This is a genomic window from Nitrobacter sp. MLSD-S21, from assembly GCF_058809865.1.
Genome location: NZ_JBXASZ010000001.1, coordinates 232,355 through 249,688, shown reverse-complemented (window position 1 = coordinate 249,688; position 17,334 = coordinate 232,355). Strand labels below are relative to the sequence as shown.

Sequence of the window (17,334 nt, the reverse complement as noted above, 5' to 3'; positions counted from 1 at the left end):
TTGGAGATCAAAATGGCAAAAGTCTACAAACTCGAATCAAAAGCTGCCGCGCGGTCTCCGGCGCGCCAACGCCTGCGAGATCTTCTCGACCAGAAGGCATCGTGTGGAGAGCGCGCCAACAAGTTGCGAGAAGCGCAGCACCGACTCAGCAGCCGGGTTCAGGACGCGGCGAGCGCGGCAGCTGCCCTGTCTGAATTCGATAGGCAGAATGCCGACGCAATGGCCGCCTGGGCCCGCGGCGAGCGGAAAGACGCTATGCCGCAGGTCGATACCATCAAGCGCCAGGATCTCGTTGCCGCAAATGCTTTGGCAGCGGAAAACGCGGCAGCGGCCCAATCGGCGAGCGCGCAGCTGGGCGCAGAAGCACACGCCGAAGATTTGGTCGCGAAGAGCCTGGCGATGCCGATCGAGATGGCGATCGCCGAGATCATCAGCGAGAGCACCGGCCCCCTGATTGAAGACTTGCGAGAGTCAGTGCGCCTAGCGATAGGCAAGCAAAATTTACTGAAGGCGTCGCTGCAGGTGGTGATCGGTATCGCTAATGGCGCGGGTCCACTCGAAGCGATGAAACCTACGTTCAATTTAATGGGGGATCTGGCCGAGCGGTTGCGCACCGCGGCCGCTCCGACTGTTGAGGAAACCGGCGCCGATCGCGCGGCATGGGAATCTCTCGCGGCGCGGCTCCGCACTGATGCATTAGCCGAACTTGAAATTTGAACTTCAGCTATTCGCAACGAAAGGACACTGATCATGTCGGACACATTGACTTTTAAGAGTCCGCTGCCGAACCAAACGTTTCATCTCACCGCTGACAACAGGGTCACGACCGACGCGAACGGGCTCTGCACAGTTCCCGCAGGCACCGATCTGGCAAGGACCTTAATAGCCTTCGGCTGGACCATCGTTGCGGCGGTGCCGACGGTCGACCCGCATGTCGCCGGCGCCGTTTGGAACAACGGTGGCACGGTGGCGATCTCCGCCGGCTAAAGGAGCCCTGATCATGCAGAAAATCTTCTTCGCGGAGCTCCAGAAGATCGAGGACTCCGACGACGGGTCTATCCTCGTCACGGGCATCGCTAGCACGGAAAGCCCTGACAGCACCGGCGAGACCATCCTGGCCAGCGCGATCAAAAAGGCTTTGCCGGCCTACAAGCGATTTCCGGCAATTAGGGAAATGCACCGCTCAACCTCCGCGGCCGGCAGGGCCGTCGAGATTTCTGTCGACGATGACGGGGTCACCCACCTGACGGCGCATATCGTTGATGCCGACGCTGTCCGCAAAGTGAAGACGAAAACATACGCCGGCTTCTCGGTCGGAGGTCGCGTTCTCAAGCGGGACAAAGACGATCCGACGATCATCACCGAGATTGAACTTGCCGAAGTTTCGCTCGTCGATCGGCCGGCGCACCCCGAGGCGGCGATCACGATGTGGAAAATAGACGCTCCCAGCTCAGATCCGATCGCAAAGATCGAGGCCGCGCTATCCACCGTGGACGCCACGATCCGTCGCGTTACTCAGACGAAAGGCGCCGACACCATCGCAAAGGCGCTGCAGGAGAGAGACGATAAAATAGAGCGACTCGAAAAACGGATTGTCGAGTTGCTCGCCGAACCTATGCCGCCGAAGACTGCTGGGGCCCTTGGGTTTCGCGCCATCTCGAAAGAGCAGGACGCCGGCGGTTCGGCTGCGGTTGAAAAGTCCACCCCGAGCACGGACGAACTTGCCAAAGCGCTGTCCGAAATGACGGAAGAAGACCGCGCGATGCTCTTGATCAAGGCCGCGCAGCGGTTGCCCAGGCCGGCGACGATGGCAAGGTCCACAGAATGAACATTGAGCTCGCAATAGATGAGATCGAAGCTATGGCCGTTAAAGCGAAGGTGCTTGACGAAGGCGATCGCCTTGCGCCGGAATTTGTGGACCGGTGCGTAGCATCAGCCGCGGACATGGCGTTGCTGTTCGTCGGCGCGTCGCAGGAACAGATGCTGCAACATCTGATAGTCGTTCGCAAACGCATGATCGTCAGACTCGCAGAGCCTTTCGGCGCCGAGATTGCTGCATTTGTCGCGGACGCGTTCGCTGCGACGGTCGTCAAATGCAAGATTGAAATCGAAAAAGCTGCCGTCGGAAATTCGGAGGCCATTCAGTGATCACAAGTTTCGAAGTCGGCGCAATTTTCAAAATCGTCAACGAAGCCAGCCCGGCGCTCACCCAGATCCTACGCCAGATCCGTGAGATCAACCTCGCGGTCGACAAGGCGCGCAAGAACCTCGCCGAAATCACAAAACCCGTCGGCATGGGAGCTGCGATCGCAGAAACCAATGGCCTGGCCAGTGCCTGGGGTCGCGTCTCCGAACGTGCAGCGGCGGCCAGTCAAACAATTAGAAGGGCAAGCGAAAGTGCGCGCGCATCGGCTGCGCTTGCCACAGGGGGAATTGCAGGTCCCGGTAGTGGCGTTCGGCATCGTCCTGGCTGGCTCGGCGGTGGCAGCGCCCACATCTCTGGGCCCAGCGCGCCCATCCCTGGCGGCGGCCATGTCCGTTTCGGCAGTAACGCGGCGATGGCTGGGGCCGGCGTGCTCGGGTATGGCGTGTTCCAAGCCGCCGAAATGGAAAAATACGTTTGGCAGCTGATCTATCACTCCGGCCAGGATCAGAAAAACGACGCCACCAACAAGCGGATGCGCGGTGCCTTGCAGGAGGCAATGATCGCCGCGGGATACAACATCCACGATGTCGGCGAGGCCGCTTTGACATCGACGCGGATGTTCCAGGGAACGCCCGGTAAGGGTCTCGATGTATTGCCGGACATGCTCGAAACCGCCTCAAAAGAAGCGCTAGCGAAGGGGTCGTCGCTTGCGGAATCGATGAAATCATTCATTGGCCTGGCTCACATGGCCGGCGCGTTGACGCCAAACGAAATCAGGAAGCTGGCGCCCGGATTTGCATATTTGTCGACTTCAAACCCATCGTCGTTGTCCTCAATCGAGCGCGCCGCCGGATATGCCGTCCCGCTACTGCGATCCGGGCTCGAGATCGATCCGATGGATACCTTGTTGCTGGGAACGGCGCTCACTCGATCAGGTGCGACGTCGACGAAGTCGGGAACGTGGCTGCGCGAGATGGCACTGCGAGCGATGCCAGGCACCAGCATGATGTCAAAGCTGGCTTTCAGGAAACACGAAGAGGCGCTGAAGGCGTTCGGCCTGGTCGACGGCGATCATAATCCGACCTGGTTCACAGGCGGAAAGCCGGACATCTTCAAGATGTTGGACATCGCGGGTGAGCGTGCAAAGGGCATCCCGATTGAAAAGCGTGCCGCTTATGAGAGAGCTCTCTTCGGTGCGCAAGGTGGTGGCGGCTTCGCTTTGCTCGCCAACCCGGCCGTGCATGAGCAGATCCTCGCGATGCGCAAGGAAATGAACTCATCCGAATTCAGAAATCGTTACAGCTCGTTTTTACCCGACTATGCCAAAGGGTCGACAGCCCAACAGGCGCGAACGACGCTTCAAGAATTCAACGTTACGATGGGCGAGCTGGGTATGACGGTCTTGCCGGCTGTGAACGGTGGACTGAAAGACTTCAAGTCAATGCTTGAGGGTATCCGTAATATCTTGCCCGGCGGGGCCAAACCCGACGCCGGCGCAAAGTTTGGAACCAGGGCGCTCGAAGGTGCGGTCGTCGGCGCTGGGACCGGTTTTGCCATCGGGAAATTCGGCGGCCCGGCGGGCGCAATCAGCGGCACTCTAGCTGGCGGCGTCTTGGGCGCGGCCTACAGTTTTCTTGAGCAGTCCGGTTCGTTGGCGAGGGGCGAACGCCCGGCCGACCGCTACCAGCGGCGGCTCGAGCGGGAGCACGCGGAAACTGCTGGTGTGCTCGGCGCGGTGATGGGCTTGCTCAAAAGCCAGGCCAACGAAAAGCACGAGACGGCCGGCGCTCGATATGAGCGGCGGATCGGTAAGCACGCCGGCAACGCAGCTCCGCAAGCCAAGCTGGCGCCGCTGTCACTCTCGATCAATCTCGATGGCAAGACGATCGCGCAGGCGCTCAGCCAGTCCTGGTATGCGTTCCCGACCCAAGCGCCGGCCGCTGACGGTTCAAGCCAGTTCTTCTCAGGAGATCACAACACGACCGATAAGTGATTCTACAGCCTTTCCGGTCGCCGCCCTCGCAAGGTGGCACCGTTCGGGGTGAAGCCCGAGGGCGGCAGAGGATTTGGGAGCGAGCCTGTCCCTGCCGCTGAATTTAAGGGGGCCGACGTCGCGGGCCTGGACGGCGGAGGTACCCGCCGGGCTCGCGACGGAGACAGCCCCGCTCGACGACCCGCGGTGCGCGATGGCAAGGCCGCGCACGGCGGAGGTACAACGACGGGGTGTCAAATGGTGACGATTGAGGACGCGAAACGGCTCTGCCGGCAACTTGAAATCAAAATCATCAACACCGCCGACCGGCCCGGACCCATGCGAACCAGCGCCGTAAACACAATCCGCCGAATGTTGGCGGATCACGGCCAGGGTCACACCGTGACGACGCTACGCGCCATCGTCGAAGGCAATCCAGCCAATCGCTCGATGTTGCGGGAGGATGTCATCAAGGCCATCAGCGACATCGTGCGCGCGCATCCAGGCTGGCCCGAGCGCGGCGGGATCTGGCTCGAGGCATGGGATGGCGTCGATTTGGTCCAGATTCGTCACTCGGCGAAAGCATCCGGTATCCGTCCGCTGCGCTTCGCCATCGGAGCGATGGTCTGTCTGAGGCTGACCGAAATTCTCGGGCCGTCGGTGTTGCCAAAACCGCCTAAGGTCAAGCGCGAACCGAAGCCGCCGCGATCGCTGATACGTGTGCCTGGCGTCGAGCGGAATGTCACTCTTGGACTCGAGCTGCTGAAGCTCCGTTCGGCGATCAAGAGTCATCGCGAGTATGGACGGCAGGTCCGCCAGCAATTCGACGTCGAGACAAAGCTCGCGGTCGACGCGCTCAAGGTGGCGCGCCTCTACGGTGCCAGGCCTGAGATCTACACCCGGTTGTCATGGAATGCCTTGGTCACGCTGGCGTCGCCGACGTTGCCAGCAGCCGCGCGCGAGACGCTGGAGCGCCGCATCTGCGCTGGCGAGCGTATCGGCGCGCCCGAGATACGACGCGCCCATGGCGCGCTGAAGGCCGGAAAGCGGGGGCGCCAAGATCAGCGGGCGCAGCGGAAGGCGGCGTAGCCTACCGAAGTCGAGAGTTGGCGCGAGCTGTCCGCCGGCGAGATCGAGTTTACGATGAAGCGGCTGCGGAGTGCGGATTAGTGTTGTCCTGTGCGCAAAACCACCCATGTTCACCGGCGGGCCTCGAATGGATCGAACCAGAGAGACCCCTTCGTCCAAGCGTCCTGTGGAGAGGCTGAACCTTCCTTTGGGAGGCTTCGGGAGATCGCGCAAACCGACCGCGGGGGGGGTAAAACGCGTTCGGCATTAGCTAGCTAAAACAAATCCCTGATCAAATAAAAGTCAGCTTTGGCTAATTCGGCAAGCAGAGCCAGCAACTCGCCGTCCGGCTGTTCGCCGCCGCGCGGCAGCCCGTGGACACCGGTATAAGCCGGCTCATCGACTTCAGGTTGATGCAGCACTCGTAGACTTTTTTGCCGAGCCTTTCCGGCATCTTTGATAGCACCCACGTTCAATTTGCAGAGTGCATCGTTCTTCTTCATCTCGATGGGTATAAAATGACAGCAAGCGCAAAGCCGCTCTCTGTGATCGCCAGGGAAAAATTCGTAATGCTGACCACTGAGCCAACTTTCGGCTTCATACTGTCCGCTGGCAGCCTTCAAGATAAAAGCATCTGGAAACACATCGATAGCGACGTTGTCCTTCCAAACTAAATCCTTTTTTTTGAGATGTCGCAAAAAATTTTGCTTTGTATCTAGCGTCGTACGCTTCATTTCGCTCTCAAGAAAAAGCCGGCCATGCCGGCGAAGAGGCGCAAAGTACAGCGCCCTGCAGACACACCGATCTCACCACGGTCTGACTTAATTCTGGACGTCCACCGGACCAGTGATTGTCCCTCAAAAGTTGCTGTTAGCAAACCGTCGTCACGGTGCCATGCAACCAAAACGAGCCCGGCATCTGAAACGCCGATAGATGTCCACTCGGATTGCTTTGAAAACACCATCCACTTCAGAAAATCCCGAAATGAGTCCTGCTCAGGAAACCGATCGTCGGCGTGCCAATCATCGACGTTGATCTTACTATCGATCTCTTGGAATAAGCGATGCCGCTCCTCGGCAGTCAGGTGCATGGAGATTTGACCGACCAAGATCTTCAACGATGCGGAAGAGTCGAAAATCTTTTCTTCGAAGGTCTTCTCGCGCAGGACAGTCGACACCCTCGATTGGGTCTTGGTGCCAATGAGACTTTGTCGCTGTTGCGTTCCGTCAAAAGGCCGTAGACTGACTTGCGGCCGAGCGAAGAGAAATCGATCCTCCCGAGGATCTGGGCCAAGCTCCGATGAATGGTGCATCGAGTTCATTTGAACAGTGCTCTGGTTTGATCGGTAATACTTGCTTGAAAGACGTCATTCTTGGCGCTTCGCAGAATATCGAGCCTAGCCCAAATGTCTTCCATCTTCCGCGGGATATCAGATTCGAATGAAACGTCTATATCGAGCAGAAAGGATGCAAAATCAATGAGGGGCGTAACTGCTGTGCCAAATTGAAGCTGGACTTTGGCGCCCGTCGCATCATGACGCGCCTGCACATTGCCGTAATGATTGGGCTCTGAAGTAAGCCCTTTTGGGGCCACGATTCCAATCAAAAAGTAATCACGTTCATTGAGAACGTTATCCTTTGATGGGATATCAATCCTATTTATAAAGCGCACGCCCAAGCGCGTCACTTGCGGTCGACCGACGATCGAAAGCAGCTCTTCGTTATTTGCCTTGGCCTTCTCGAACAGGTGCTCCCAACGATCGTAGGGCGCGGCACGAACCGTGCCGAGTGCCTTCTGCTTGGAGTTGAATATGACCTTGTCCACTGCGCTGATCGCAGTCAGTTGAAAACCTACACGACTTTTCTTCTGTGCCGCTGTGTCACCTACAACAAACTCGATCTCGTCCAGGTCTTCCGCGGTTGGGTATTCTTTGACAAGCCGGTCGCGTAACCGCTGCATATCTCGCGGAGAGAAGTCATGATCAAACCTGGTTTCGATAACTGCCTCAATCACCGGGGCTCTAGGATAATTTTCCACTAAATCTATCATGTCCTATTCGCCACTCCGCCGGAAATGTGCCGCACCGGCTCATGAGGTTTTTTCTGCCGAATTCGGCCTTACTACCACATAGATCAGAGCAGGACGAAATCGACCCGCTGCATTGGGGGCTGAGCGAAACCAACGGCAATGCTGGATATTTACGAGCGGGTAAAGAACATTTTTAACCCCGCTCCGGCGGGGTTTTCTATTTCGATAGCCGGCGTCACAACCCGAAAGAGGGTTGAAATCCTATTCAACCCTCCTTCGACGAGTCCTAGGCGGCCTTCGCTTTGCTGCTCATGGATGCGGAGAGGTGGGCAGTAACAGCCTCGGCTAACAACACCTGGACGGTAACACTCGGGACAGTCTTTCTGCCTTCTGTGGCAGCGTCCCACGCTTCGATAAAATCAAAGCTGTCCATCGCTCTGAGCAAGCATTCGCCAGCATCGCGCCATTTTGGATTGCGGTGAAGCACATCACAGAGTGGTTCAATAACTGTGGCTCTAACAAATCCGGGATTGCCAGTCTCGCCAGTCTCAGTGACGCATTGAAGTGCGGCAATCAGCGTTTCAGAGCCGAACTTTTTGTGGAGTTTGAACAGAGCGCCAACAGCACCCGTCTCACCACGGCGCATATCCCGAAGAGTTCGACTTCGCCGGCACACCGTGACCCCTGCGGCAGACAATATCCTGGACATTTCTTGCGCCGCAGGATCCTTGCCGGTGAGACGTGCATAGTAAACTACCTGAGGTGTGACACGAGTGGTATTTCCATTGATCGCCGCAAAAGCCTCCGCTTGTCGCGCGCGATCGATATGGACAACCTGACATGGCACCTTCTCCACTCCTCGGAGTAACGCAGCTGTTGCGCGGTGTTGCCCGTCAATTACCGAGTACAGACCGCCTTCTATCGACGCAACGATAACAGGAGAGAATTTCGACCACTCGAACTGATCTGCGATGCGTTGGATATTGATCGAACCGGCACGAGAGACATCGCGCTGGTACGTGCGATCGATCATAAGCTTGGCTATCTCAATCCAGATCAAAGAAGGGACAGGTCCGTCCTTCATTTCTGTCGTTGGCGCATTGTAGTGAGCAACGTTGAGCGCTTCATATTCTCCGTTCATGGAAGCCTGCCTTTCGCTTGGCGCGGGATGCGCTCTCCGATGCAGGTCTCGGTATGCGGCAGCAATGCAGCGCCGCGGCGTTGTTTCCCCTCAATCCTTGATATTCAATCTCGGAGAGGGCACGGCAGCAATGAACCTTGTAGGCGCGCAAACCGCCCCGTGCGGGGTTGATTTCTTAACCAAATCGGTTGAGCATCTTCTCGGGTTTGATCACCCGGACCGAGAATAGGCCGCATTCCCTGGCAGGGATTGCCCTGACGCCTGGCAGCGTTGGGCGGCGGCTGAATGAGGATCGGCAGATTTGCCATCCTCGACGGACGCGCTTGGCGGCGCGGCTCCGAACCCGACCATATTGGCCGGGGGCGAGCGTGCTGTCCAGAGGGGCGACCCTTAAAAGCGTCTCGACCAGTCTTCTCGGCTGGTGATCAACCCCCGGCTGCTCGGTCTGTCACCGAGCGCGGCTTTGATCAGCCAAATCGAGAAACAACCCATGACCAAATCCCCACAGCGGGCGCGCCATGCGTCCGAGTCAAAATCCGCCATCAGACAGCGGGCCCCCGAGTCTGCAAAGGCCAAGGACGACCTATTCGTCAAAACTGACATCACGCCGGAAGACTTCTTCAAGGCGTGGTCCCGGAAGGAACGCGAGGCGCTCGTAGAGTTGCTGATCGAGTCGCTCGACGCGGAAGCGAGCGATCCGGACCTCGAGGACGGTGGCGACACCGAGCCGAACCTTGCCGGCTATGAGTATAGTTCGAGCTATCAGGACGACGCTGAGGGCGACGAGCTGGAGCACAGAGGCGAGGCAGAGGACGACGAGCCATCCCTCGGATTTCTCGAATGCTTCACCGGATCGGGACGAATCGGCAATGTATTTTGCACCGCGGATCGCGAGGCTGATGACAGCTACCTCACCGAGGTCGCGCGGCAGCGGTACAAGCCGTTCGATCGTCACAACGCCAACAGAGACGGCAGGCACGTCGATTCCCAACGTGGCTATGGCCACGCGCATCGTCGCCTGATTAACCTGTCGGTTCGCCAGCACGCGGCCATGGCGCCCCACGTCAACCGTGACGAGGTGCTGATATGATCGTCGCGCGAGTCGAGGATTTAGCCGACGCACTATTGCAAACGGATATCGATGCCATCGCGGCCGATGACGATCATGTCGTCTTCACCGTCCGGGTTTCTCGAGAAACGTTGAGGCGCAACCATGCCTTTCTTGGAGTGATCTCGGATCTTGCCGGCGGAGCCGATCTGCCTAAACGACGAGCGCCACCTCCGGCAGAGGCTCCGATCGCAGCAAAGCCCAGGGCCGAGTCCCTCCTCCGCGCGCTGATGACAGGAGCATTCGCCGCGCTGAAGGGCACCATGCGTGCCGCATAGGGCCGCTGACAAACTCAGCCCGCCGGTCACTCCGGCGGGTTATTTTTTTAGAACTTCGTTCGTGAATGTTTCGAAGTGGCGCATCGTTTGGTTTAGTGATCGCTCCGTAGCCTTCAGATCGCTAATCGCCTCGCCGATCATTTTATATGACTGTTTCAGAGATTCTTGCTCCGTCTCGCCCGTGAGATGCGTCGACAGAGCAGCGACAACCTCAGCCGTCATAGACCGACCATTGCTCTCCGCCTTCGCTGCTAGAGCCGCGCGCATGCCGTCAGGCAGCCTCACGATGATTTTGTCCGACTCGCGGTTCGTGGAGGTGTCCTGTCGCTTTTTGACCCGTGCAGCCATCACTTCCCCTGTGCCATAAAATAACTTGTGCCCCGCATGGCACTTGGGATATATACTGCTCTAAGGTACAAATCCACCCAAGCGCGAGAAACGTCATATGCCCCGGAGGAAGGCTCAGGTTAACTTAACTGATGCTCGGCGCCTCGCACGCGCGTTTCGGCTCGAGGGAATCGATTTCCGCGCAACGCTACAGCCAGGCGGCTTTGTCGTTTACGAGCCCTCTGCCCCGCGGCCTGGTGAAGATCCGGACACAGTTGAGACGTCCGAGGACGTTCGGAAACTCCTGTGACACGGCCTCCCCGCTCCGCGTTGCGACTTCCGCGCTACGTTGAGCGCAGGCCACTTAAAGGCGGTGCCTGGGGATATTTCTTCCACGTGCCAACCTGGGCACGTAAGGCCGGTTGCACGGTCCAAAGCGAACCGCTGGGCAGCGACTTCAATTCTGCCGTGTTGCGCGCTGAGACGGTCCTGCTTCCGGCCTTTGACTCTTGGCGGACCGGCGGCGCCGACTCCGACAGACCATTGGCGGGTGTGCAGCCTGGCACGCTCGATTGGGTATTCGCCGAATATCGCGTCGATCGCCGCTACACCAAGCTTGACCCCAAATCGAAGCGCAACCACGAAGTTGGCTTCAAACTCGTGGGCGGCTACGTCCTGAAAGATGGCAAGCGGCTTGGTGAGAAACGCCTATCCGCGATCGACACTGCATTGGTCGACGACCTCTATGAGGTGTTGCTGGTCCTCAAGGCAACCGACGTTGATGGGAACGTCGTGGAGCGCGAACGGCGCACCACTGTGAACCACGCCATGAAGTCGTGCCGGCGAGCTTGGAACGTCGCCGGTCGGCGTAATCCAGGCCGACTGCCGCAGGTGAATCCTTTTGCCAAGATGGGATTGCGATCTTCCGACCGAGAGACGCCCACAGCGACCTATGATGACCTTGTCGCTTTCCGCCAGAAGGCGATCGAATTGGGCCTGTCGTCTCTCTCAACAGCCGCGCTGATAGGCTGGGAGTGGTTGCAGAGAGAGGTAGACATCTTCGCCACCTTTGACGTGTCCCACTACAGGCCAAAGGAGCACCCCGACATGGTGCTGGTCGTCGACGAAAAGACCAAATCAAGAAGCTGGATCCCCCTCTTCGACGGCGCTGGTGTGGCCCTCTATCCGGAGTTGATGCTCGAGCTCGACGCCATTAAGCGCGATCGAATTGGTGGCCTGATGCTGCGGCGAGACTGGGGCTCCCGCGGCCCATGGCCAACCTGGCCGAAGCCAGACATGCCGGACTTCACGCACATGTCGCGCAAGGTCAAGGAAGTGATCCGAGCCGCGAAACTTCGCGATGACTTGTCATTCGCATCATTCCGGCATGGCGGATTCACCGAAAGCGGCGACGCCGAACTGACCGATCGCGAGATCATGGCGCAGGGTAGAAAGACGACCGTGAAGACGCTGCCGAATTACGTAAAGCGCACGACACAACAGATCGTCAGCGGCACAAAAAAGCGCAGGGCCGCGCGAACGAAAGGCGGACAATTGTCCGAATGAGCACCAGTATCGTTGTCCGAATGAATTCTAGGAGAAGCAGCAAGTGATTGAAAACACTGGAGCGGGTGAAGGGAATCGAACCCTCGTATTCAGCTTGGAAGGCTGCTGCTCTACCATTGAGCTACACCCGCGCCCGCCGATCACCTATCACGTCGCGCCGGGACCCTCAACCATCCTGCAGCGCAATGAATATCCCGGAACGGACGAGCAAGGGTCTTAACATGCCGCGCGTTCGTGCCTATGATCTAGTTTCCAACAACAAACGAAAGGAGGTGATCCAGTGTCTTGTTCAGAGCGCTGTCACCTCGCTGGGATCGCCCGCTAGGCTTTTCGCCTCGTGGAGGGCGACTCAGCGCCCGGGCCAGCGAGAATAAACATCGGGGCGCGGCGGGACAGCTCGCCGCGCCTTTTCGCTACAACAGGTGGATGCGGTCGGGCACCTCGCCATATCAGCGCAGCTGGCCCTCTCAGCATTAATGTTCACGCTGACCGATCCGCGCCGCCAGCGTGGCCGTACGCCACGAGCGTCAATCGTTGAACCGACATCACCATCGCGCGTTGGCATAGTGCGTACGGCGTCGATGTTGACGGCGTGCCTCATGCCGTCCTCCGCTCCAGCCGCCAAGTTGGAAATGGCCACTGTCGGCATGTGCCCATTGCGCCCCCGCAACTAGCCCGCAGGAGTTCGCCAGCGCGATTTCGTTGTGGGGCATGCGTGGCCGCGTGACGTTGCGTCCGTACTGGTTGATATCGAGCGCCAATCCCGCCGGATGCAGAGAGCCATGCACACTTCCGTGCGCTCGCCAGCCTCCCATAAAACGGATCGGATAACCCTGCCGGTCGAGAGCCGACACCAGACATTGAAAAGCACCAGTGGCGCGGTTGGCAACATGCGCCTTGGCACCCGAGGCCGAACGGATCAAACCGACCGCTCTCCCCGCGCCCTCGGCCATGACCCGCGCAAGCCCGACGGGAATTCGTCTGTGCCCCTTGTGACGGACCCAGTGCCGGACAGCAACATGATGGGAATGCCAGCTGGCGTGCTCCGCCGAGTCATACTGCGGGTTCCAGTTGCCATAGCAGGGGCGCATCGCGTCGCATCCCGTGGTGGCAACCTGCCATTTCTTAGAAGAAGGTCTGGCCGATGAGGGTGTGGCAACAATGCAAATCATCGCCGATGCAATAAGCAGTCGGATCATCGTATCTCCCGGCATGCTGGAGTGAGGGGAACGCGGGAACTAAGCCCCTGCTCTGAAATGTCCGGCACGGAACCGCTGGTCATGGTGGCAGGTACCTAGGACGGGCAGCCATGCCCTGTCCAGCTAGACGCGAACAGGCGAATGAATTAAGATTGACGGTCGAGGTTAAATTGCTTGAATGAGCAGCACGACGACGTCGATTCTGCGGCAAAAAGTCGAGCCGAATCAATTAGAAGAGACTACTGGCGGGAAACACGCCTAATCTCGGCTCGTGCGAGCCAAGAAGATAACTCTGGCTCATGAAGTCTAGGCTCCGCCAGCCGCAGACGTCCCATCCAATCCAGTTTAAAACATGAACGGTCAACCGGCCAATCGAGCCGGCGCCAAAACTGGCGTCCAAGACTTGGAATGCCGCCACGGTCCCTCTCAAAAACTCGTAGACACGGCGCACTCGCCGACCAGGCGCGCCCGCCTTGCACCAACTCGCTAGCGGTTTTTCTCCTTCGCGCATAAGTAGGGTCAACAACACCGCACTGGCTTCAGGAAGGAGCATGCTTGAAACGGGCGATCGAGACGACGGAGGCGAACGATGAATGATTTTTGGGAATGGCGCAGTTCTTCGCGAGAATTCGATGGCAAACCTGACGATATCGGTGGAGGTCACGGGAGTGACCGCACCAGAAGGGGTAAACTCGGTCTGATTATCGGCGTGGTCATGTTCGTTGTTTTGGCCGTGATATTCGTAATTTTCGAATATGCGCAGTGAACCCGCGTCATGAGTCTTAAGCAACGGCCGGCCATTTCCACCATTGGATGCGTGGAAGTGCATCTTCTTGGCCAGCGCTCGGTTGACTTTGCCGGGGCGCTTCGCTCATAAACGCGCGCAACCGCGCGCTCGTCATCCGGGCAGGTGCCTTTAATGTCATCCATGGTCGGTCGGGCCACTTCAGCAGGTGACATCCGATGGCGTTGCGGGGGAGTGTCCCGAGTGGCAAAGGGAGCTGACTGTAAATCAGCCGCCTTATGGCTTCGTAGGTTCGAGTCCTACCTCCCCCACCATTCCCAAGTTCACCATTCTCAAATCTCCGATTGCTACGATTTTCTCGATAGATCCCACCCCCCCGAGACAAACACGCATGAGCGATCGTGATCGAGAACCGCGATTCCGGAGGGGTTCACGGCCGGGGAGTGGCCACGTCAAGGATTCCCACCGGAAGGGCCCACCAAGGCATGGTTCGGTGCGGAGAGCTCGCGAGACCGGCCCCGATGGCCCAGCGGTGCTTTACGGCTGGCATACGGTGACAGCCGCGCTGGCGAATCCCCGCCGCCGTATCCGAAAATTGCTGCTTACAGAAAACGCCGCGCTGCGGCTCACGCATGAAAACATCAATACCCGGATCACGCCTGAAATCGTGCGTCCGAGTGCCATCGATCAGCGCCTCGGCCCCGACGCGGTGCATCAGGGATTGCTCGCCGAAGCCGATCCCCTACCCTCGCCTGACATCGAGACGCTGACGCAGGAAGGCATCGTGCTGGTGCTTGACCAGATCACAGACCCGCACAATGTCGGCGCGATCATGCGATCGGCCGCGGCTTTTGCGGTGAAAGCGATCGTCACCACGGCGCGCCACAGTCCCGAGGCCACCGGCGTGCTGGCAAAGTCCGCCTCTGGCGCGCTGGAGGTTGTGCCGCTGGTGCTGGTGCAGAATCTGGCGCGGGCGCTGACCCGACTGAACGACCGCGGCTTCATGACCGTCGGCCTCGACAGCGACGGTGGCGAGAATCTCGCCGCCATCCAGTTGCGGCAACCATTGGCTCTGGTACTCGGCGCCGAAGGCAAAGGTCTGCGGCAGCTCACGCGGGATACATGCAGCGCGGTCGCGCGCCTCGACATGCCTGGTCACATCAAGAGCCTTAACGTCTCGAATGCCGCGGTGCTGGCGCTTTATATCGGCGCCAGCCATCTCGGCCTCATGCACTGACGGCACGAAGACGCCGGGCATTGCGGGAACGCGTTTGTTTTTCAGGCGCGCCGATCAGTTCTCATGATACCGCGCTGAATGACGGTAGTCATGATGTTGTCCCGATCCATAAATCACGCGCGGAAGAGCGGCGCGATCGCCATGGCGCGAAACATGGCCGTGATGCCGGGTACGATTCCAGCGATAGCTGTACACGACCGGGCCGGTCGCGGGCGCGCCATCATAGTAGTGATGCATGGCGTGGGCATAACGACCGCCGTCGTAAGGATAGAAGTAAGGACGACTGTAGGCATTCCATCCGGCAACGGCACTTTCCTGATAGGTCGGCACTGGTGCGAAATTGCCGGGACCGCTGAACACTGGCCCTTGATTGACATAATAGTACTGTGTCGGAGACGGCAGGCTCTCGTAGCCAGCGAAGCCGTAACCACCGTAATAGCCTGGATAATAACCCGATACGCAGGGGCTGTACGACAGGCATGGAGAGCATCCACTCGTGAACAACCCTCCACATGCCATTGCGGGCGCAACACTTGCGGCCACGATGGCCGCAGCCGCGACCATCCCGGAAATCATTTGACGCATCTACTTTCTCCCGCTGTTTTCTTTGTTCGATTTGGGTCGTGTTGATCTCAACGAAAGTTTGGAGGCAAACCCGAGGGTCCGATCTTGGGCGCGAGGATCACCGGAGGCGGCATCTGCGGGATGTCGGATTGCGCGGGCGTCGGGTTTGAACGAGCCGACCACGACTGATGAAAGCTTTCGGCTCGCCGCAGTGGCTTGCGATTGGATGGCGGCTCGATTTCGAGGCGGCCGTAACCGGGCGCGCGGCCAAGACTCGGATAATAATGACCGACATGCGGTTCATAGACGTAGCGTCCGCCGTACACCGTGGGCTGCGGTTGTATCCTCCGAGAAAGTCCCCAATCGCCCTCGACGACGGCATAGGACGCATCGACACCATTGATGATGATGGGAACGCCGGGACGTCCGGGAATCACAAACACCGGACCGCTGTCGGCCAGAGCCGTCAATGAGGTCCCGATCAAAATGGCCAGCACAAGTCCGATACGCATCACTGGACTCCGGGTTATGGCAAACCCTAATCGAACCAACGCCGGCAAGGGTTAAGGCTGTCACCGAAACTTCCGGTAAGCCTAACGTCTCGGGATGCGCCGAGGTTCAAATGCGAACAATCCCGCCATCGAATTGTTAACGCAGGTCGCGCCTGCTCCCATCGTACGAGTTAGTCGCTCACGCTAAATATCTCTTCGATGGTCAGGTTGAATAGGCGGGCGATTTTGAATGCCAGCGGCAGGCTTGGATCATATCGTCCACGTTCGAGTGCATTGATCGTCTGACGCGAAACGTCCAGTCGAGCGGCCAAATCAGCCTGTGACCAATTGCGTTGCGTACGAAGCTCCTGAATGCAGTTGTTCATCTGTAGCTCAGGTGGCCCAGAAGAACGCCCACAGGCCGCACAGCACCAGCCAAACAGTGAGGGCCGACAACCGTGGGAAGCCGGCATTTTCCAGAAAGCCGTAGCTGAACGTTGCGAGGGTCGTACCTGCAAAACCAAAAGCAAAAGCTTCCAGTTGCAGCCTGCGTTGCATCTCATCCGATCTGCGTGTGATTCCGACGATGGGCATGCATAGCAGAAGCGCCGGAATCATCGAGCCGAGGCTGATTGCGATACTCGCCGCTCTATCATCGGTGCCCCGCGCAAGCAGACGCAGCGAAATAATCAGGGTGATTGCGTAGGTCGCCATGCTCAACGCGGCGGGAATCATGTTCCGCGCTAGCTTGGTGTATGTGTTCTGGTCCATTGTCCGCATGTAAAGCTAGCTTTACACTCACGCAAGTCACTCAACATGTCAAGTACGCTTTACATACCGACGAAGGCAGTCGATTTCCCTAGGCTGATTGTTCATCCCGATAGCCGTAGGACACACGAATCCCCCGTCACGAACAGCGATGAGCGTATTTACCCGACAGGGTAGAAGATCACTTGGCGCACAGGGCCAGAAACCCGCTGCCACGCCCGCCACAGCAGACCTCGCAACAGCTATGTTCCAACTACCATCGGATAAGAACCCATAGCCGTCAGCGGAAGACTGCGTTAAATAGCGCCTCTTCGCCCGCTTAGCTCAGTTGGTAGAGCAGTGGTTTTGTAAACCTCAGGTCGCTGGTTCGAGTCCGGCAGCGGGCACCATCTCAGAGATGCCAGAGCACTAGATCGTCGCGCGTGCGGAACCTGCTGGTCGATAAAGCATGGGCCGGGTGTGCGGACGCGTGCCCCTGCAAGGAGCCGCATCCGCCATGCTGAGTGTTTTGCGTACTATAGACACATCGGCGGAATGTCGTCGGTGGGGTGATGGATGCAGCGCCTCCCGGTAGGACAACAATGATCCGTAGGGACGACAATGATGCATCTTGCGTTAGGATCGAAACATCCTGCCAGTCCGCAGCTAGGGCAGCCTAGCCGCGTCCTGTCCTTTTATCACCTGCGCGGACATGCC

21 protein-coding genes and 3 tRNA genes are annotated in these 17,334 nt (G+C 58.6%); 13 read left to right on the top strand and 11 right to left on the bottom strand.

All coding sequences use genetic code 11. The features are described 5' to 3' along the window. The first annotated feature begins 12 nt into the window (after window positions 1–12). The 6 genes from AC1RT6_RS01220 to AC1RT6_RS01195 all read left to right on the top strand — a co-directional run bounded on the left by AC1RT6_RS01220 (window position 13) and on the right by AC1RT6_RS01195 (window position 5,207). On the top strand, window positions 13–717 hold the full coding sequence (locus tag AC1RT6_RS01220) for a hypothetical protein (RefSeq protein WP_493028939.1): 705 nt from the start codon (window positions 13–15) through the stop codon (window positions 715–717). Window positions 718–750: 33 nt separating this feature from the next. Continuing rightward, a complete protein-coding gene (locus AC1RT6_RS01215; protein ID WP_472790151.1) occupies window positions 751–987 on the top strand; it encodes a hypothetical protein in 237 nt (78 codons plus the stop codon). 13 nt (window positions 988–1,000) lie between these two features. Continuing rightward, on the top strand, window positions 1,001–1,828 hold the full coding sequence (locus AC1RT6_RS01210) for an HK97 family phage prohead protease (protein ID WP_472790153.1): 828 nt from the start codon (window positions 1,001–1,003) through the stop codon (window positions 1,826–1,828). 32 nt (window positions 1,829–1,860) lie between these two features. Next, complete coding sequence (locus AC1RT6_RS01205; protein ID WP_493028937.1) at window positions 1,861–2,148, top strand: hypothetical protein; 288 nt, start codon at window positions 1,861–1,863, stop codon at window positions 2,146–2,148. After that, window positions 2,145–4,139: a hypothetical protein gene (locus AC1RT6_RS01200; RefSeq protein ID WP_472790155.1), complete on the top strand. Its 1,995-nt coding sequence runs from the start codon at window positions 2,145–2,147 to the stop codon at window positions 4,137–4,139. Before AC1RT6_RS01205 ends, AC1RT6_RS01200 begins: the two co-directional genes overlap by 4 nt. A gap of 237 nt (window positions 4,140–4,376) precedes the next feature. Further along, window positions 4,377–5,207, top strand: coding sequence for a hypothetical protein (locus tag AC1RT6_RS01195; RefSeq protein WP_493028935.1), 831 nt, complete (start codon window positions 4,377–4,379; stop codon window positions 5,205–5,207). Window positions 5,208–5,461: 254 nt separating this feature from the next. Here the strand turns inward: AC1RT6_RS01195 and AC1RT6_RS01190 are convergent, their stop codons facing one another. The 4 genes from AC1RT6_RS01190 to AC1RT6_RS01175 all read right to left on the bottom strand — a co-directional run bounded on the left by AC1RT6_RS01190 (window position 5,462) and on the right by AC1RT6_RS01175 (window position 8,355). Beyond that, a complete protein-coding gene (locus tag AC1RT6_RS01190) occupies window positions 5,462–5,920 on the bottom strand; it encodes a hypothetical protein (protein ID WP_472790161.1) in 459 nt (152 codons plus the stop codon). Continuing rightward, a complete protein-coding gene (locus AC1RT6_RS01185) occupies window positions 5,917–6,363 on the bottom strand; it encodes a hypothetical protein (protein WP_472790163.1) in 447 nt (148 codons plus the stop codon). The genes AC1RT6_RS01190 and AC1RT6_RS01185 overlap by 4 nt, the downstream gene beginning before the upstream one ends. 140 nt (window positions 6,364–6,503) lie before the next feature. Further along, window positions 6,504–7,235 (bottom strand): TIGR04255 family protein, encoded by a 732-nt coding sequence (locus AC1RT6_RS01180; protein ID WP_472790165.1) that lies wholly within the window; start codon window positions 7,233–7,235, stop codon window positions 6,504–6,506. A 265-nt stretch (window positions 7,236–7,500) separates the two neighbouring features. Further along, entirely contained in the window at window positions 7,501–8,355 is an 855-nt protein-coding gene (locus AC1RT6_RS01175) for a DUF6551 family protein (RefSeq protein ID WP_472790167.1), read from the bottom strand. 490 nt (window positions 8,356–8,845) lie between these two features. Here AC1RT6_RS01175 and AC1RT6_RS01170 point away from each other — a divergent pair, with 490 nt between their 5' ends. Both AC1RT6_RS01170 and AC1RT6_RS01165 read left to right on the top strand, forming a co-directional pair. Next, complete coding sequence (locus AC1RT6_RS01170) at window positions 8,846–9,445, top strand: hypothetical protein (protein ID WP_493028933.1); 600 nt, start codon at window positions 8,846–8,848, stop codon at window positions 9,443–9,445. Continuing rightward, window positions 9,442–9,741, top strand: coding sequence for a hypothetical protein (locus tag AC1RT6_RS01165; RefSeq protein ID WP_472790171.1), 300 nt, complete (start codon window positions 9,442–9,444; stop codon window positions 9,739–9,741). Before AC1RT6_RS01170 ends, AC1RT6_RS01165 begins: the two co-directional genes overlap by 4 nt. A 39-nt stretch (window positions 9,742–9,780) precedes the next feature. Here AC1RT6_RS01165 and AC1RT6_RS01160 read toward each other — a convergent pair whose 3' ends face one another. Then, window positions 9,781–10,089 carry an Arc family DNA-binding protein gene (locus AC1RT6_RS01160; RefSeq protein ID WP_472790173.1) on the bottom strand — a complete coding sequence of 103 codons (309 nt, stop codon included), beginning with the start codon at window positions 10,087–10,089 and terminating at the stop codon, window positions 9,781–9,783. A 285-nt stretch (window positions 10,090–10,374) separates the two neighbouring features. On the opposite strand from AC1RT6_RS01160, the gene AC1RT6_RS01155 reads away from it, so the two are divergent. Continuing rightward, window positions 10,375–11,634 carry a site-specific integrase gene (locus AC1RT6_RS01155; protein ID WP_472790175.1) on the top strand — a complete coding sequence of 420 codons (1,260 nt, stop codon included), beginning with the start codon at window positions 10,375–10,377 and terminating at the stop codon, window positions 11,632–11,634. Between the two features lie 57 nt (window positions 11,635–11,691). Here AC1RT6_RS01155 and AC1RT6_RS01150 read toward each other — a convergent pair. Beyond that, window positions 11,692–11,765 (bottom strand) — tRNA-Gly (locus tag AC1RT6_RS01150). 414 nt (window positions 11,766–12,179) lie between these two features. Next, window positions 12,180–12,833 carry a hypothetical protein gene (locus tag AC1RT6_RS01145; RefSeq protein WP_079447132.1) on the bottom strand — a complete coding sequence of 218 codons (654 nt, stop codon included), beginning with the start codon at window positions 12,831–12,833 and terminating at the stop codon, window positions 12,180–12,182. A gap of 589 nt (window positions 12,834–13,422) precedes the next feature. On the opposite strand from AC1RT6_RS01145, the gene AC1RT6_RS01140 reads away from it, so the two are divergent. From AC1RT6_RS01140 to rlmB, 3 genes are all read left to right on the top strand, one after another. After that, a complete protein-coding gene (locus AC1RT6_RS01140) occupies window positions 13,423–13,599 on the top strand; it encodes a hypothetical protein (protein WP_158081533.1) in 177 nt (58 codons plus the stop codon). Window positions 13,600–13,806: 207 nt separating this feature from the next. Next, window positions 13,807–13,892 (top strand) — tRNA-Tyr (locus AC1RT6_RS01135). Window positions 13,893–13,969: 77 nt separating this feature from the next. After that, complete coding sequence (gene rlmB / locus AC1RT6_RS01130) at window positions 13,970–14,815, top strand: 23S rRNA (guanosine(2251)-2'-O)-methyltransferase RlmB (protein WP_079447134.1); 846 nt, start codon at window positions 13,970–13,972, stop codon at window positions 14,813–14,815. A 54-nt stretch (window positions 14,816–14,869) separates the two neighbouring features. On the opposite strand, the gene AC1RT6_RS01125 is transcribed toward rlmB, so the two are convergent. The 4 genes from AC1RT6_RS01125 to AC1RT6_RS01110 form a co-directional block, all read right to left on the bottom strand. Beyond that, complete coding sequence (locus AC1RT6_RS01125) at window positions 14,870–15,400, bottom strand: hypothetical protein (protein WP_079447135.1); 531 nt, start codon at window positions 15,398–15,400, stop codon at window positions 14,870–14,872. Window positions 15,401–15,447: 47 nt separating this feature from the next. Next, on the bottom strand, window positions 15,448–15,891 hold the full coding sequence (locus AC1RT6_RS01120; RefSeq protein ID WP_079447136.1) for a hypothetical protein: 444 nt from the start codon (window positions 15,889–15,891) through the stop codon (window positions 15,448–15,450). Between the two features lie 170 nt (window positions 15,892–16,061). Beyond that, window positions 16,062–16,256, bottom strand: a complete 195-nt coding sequence (locus AC1RT6_RS01115) for a helix-turn-helix transcriptional regulator (RefSeq protein WP_079447137.1) — start codon at window positions 16,254–16,256, stop codon at window positions 16,062–16,064. 7 nt (window positions 16,257–16,263) lie between these two features. Continuing rightward, on the bottom strand, window positions 16,264–16,605 hold the full coding sequence (locus tag AC1RT6_RS01110) for a hypothetical protein (protein ID WP_079447191.1): 342 nt from the start codon (window positions 16,603–16,605) through the stop codon (window positions 16,264–16,266). A gap of 346 nt (window positions 16,606–16,951) precedes the next feature. Here AC1RT6_RS01110 and AC1RT6_RS01105 point away from each other — a divergent pair. Beyond that, window positions 16,952–17,027: transfer RNA gene (locus AC1RT6_RS01105), tRNA-Thr, on the top strand. Window positions 17,028–17,334 lie beyond the last annotated feature (307 nt).

What these genes read in the sequence shown, in the direction of transcription:
- AC1RT6_RS01145 (WP_079447132.1), bottom strand. Translation starts at nt 12,833, where the DNA reads ATGATCCGACTGCTTATTGCATCGGCGATGATTTGCATTGTTGCCACA.
- AC1RT6_RS01110 (WP_079447191.1), bottom strand. Translation starts at nt 16,605, where the DNA reads ATGATTCCCGCCGCGTTGAGCATGGCGACCTACGCAATCACCCTGATT.
- AC1RT6_RS01175 (WP_472790167.1), bottom strand. Translation starts at nt 8,355, where the DNA reads ATGAACGGAGAATATGAAGCGCTCAACGTTGCTCACTACAATGCGCCA.
- AC1RT6_RS01215 (WP_472790151.1), top strand. Translation starts at nt 751, where the DNA reads ATGTCGGACACATTGACTTTTAAGAGTCCGCTGCCGAACCAAACGTTT.
- AC1RT6_RS01125 (WP_079447135.1), bottom strand. Translation starts at nt 15,400, where the DNA reads ATGCGTCAAATGATTTCCGGGATGGTCGCGGCTGCGGCCATCGTGGCC.
- AC1RT6_RS01190 (WP_472790161.1), bottom strand. Translation starts at nt 5,920, where the DNA reads ATGAAGCGTACGACGCTAGATACAAAGCAAAATTTTTTGCGACATCTC.
- AC1RT6_RS01205 (WP_493028937.1), top strand. Translation starts at nt 1,861, where the DNA reads ATGGCCGTTAAAGCGAAGGTGCTTGACGAAGGCGATCGCCTTGCGCCG.
- AC1RT6_RS01115 (WP_079447137.1), bottom strand. Translation starts at nt 16,256, where the DNA reads ATGAACAACTGCATTCAGGAGCTTCGTACGCAACGCAATTGGTCACAG.
- AC1RT6_RS01195 (WP_493028935.1), top strand. Translation starts at nt 4,377, where the DNA reads ATGGTGACGATTGAGGACGCGAAACGGCTCTGCCGGCAACTTGAAATC.
- AC1RT6_RS01180 (WP_472790165.1), bottom strand. Translation starts at nt 7,235, where the DNA reads ATGATAGATTTAGTGGAAAATTATCCTAGAGCCCCGGTGATTGAGGCA.
- AC1RT6_RS01120 (WP_079447136.1), bottom strand. Translation starts at nt 15,891, where the DNA reads ATGCGTATCGGACTTGTGCTGGCCATTTTGATCGGGACCTCATTGACG.
- AC1RT6_RS01210 (WP_472790153.1), top strand. Translation starts at nt 1,001, where the DNA reads ATGCAGAAAATCTTCTTCGCGGAGCTCCAGAAGATCGAGGACTCCGAC.
- AC1RT6_RS01220 (WP_493028939.1), top strand. Translation starts at nt 13, where the DNA reads ATGGCAAAAGTCTACAAACTCGAATCAAAAGCTGCCGCGCGGTCTCCG.
- AC1RT6_RS01170 (WP_493028933.1), top strand. Translation starts at nt 8,846, where the DNA reads ATGACCAAATCCCCACAGCGGGCGCGCCATGCGTCCGAGTCAAAATCC.
- AC1RT6_RS01165 (WP_472790171.1), top strand. Translation starts at nt 9,442, where the DNA reads ATGATCGTCGCGCGAGTCGAGGATTTAGCCGACGCACTATTGCAAACG.
- AC1RT6_RS01160 (WP_472790173.1), bottom strand. Translation starts at nt 10,089, where the DNA reads ATGGCTGCACGGGTCAAAAAGCGACAGGACACCTCCACGAACCGCGAG.
- rlmB (WP_079447134.1), top strand. Translation starts at nt 13,970, where the DNA reads ATGAGCGATCGTGATCGAGAACCGCGATTCCGGAGGGGTTCACGGCCG.
- AC1RT6_RS01140 (WP_158081533.1), top strand. Translation starts at nt 13,423, where the DNA reads ATGAATGATTTTTGGGAATGGCGCAGTTCTTCGCGAGAATTCGATGGC.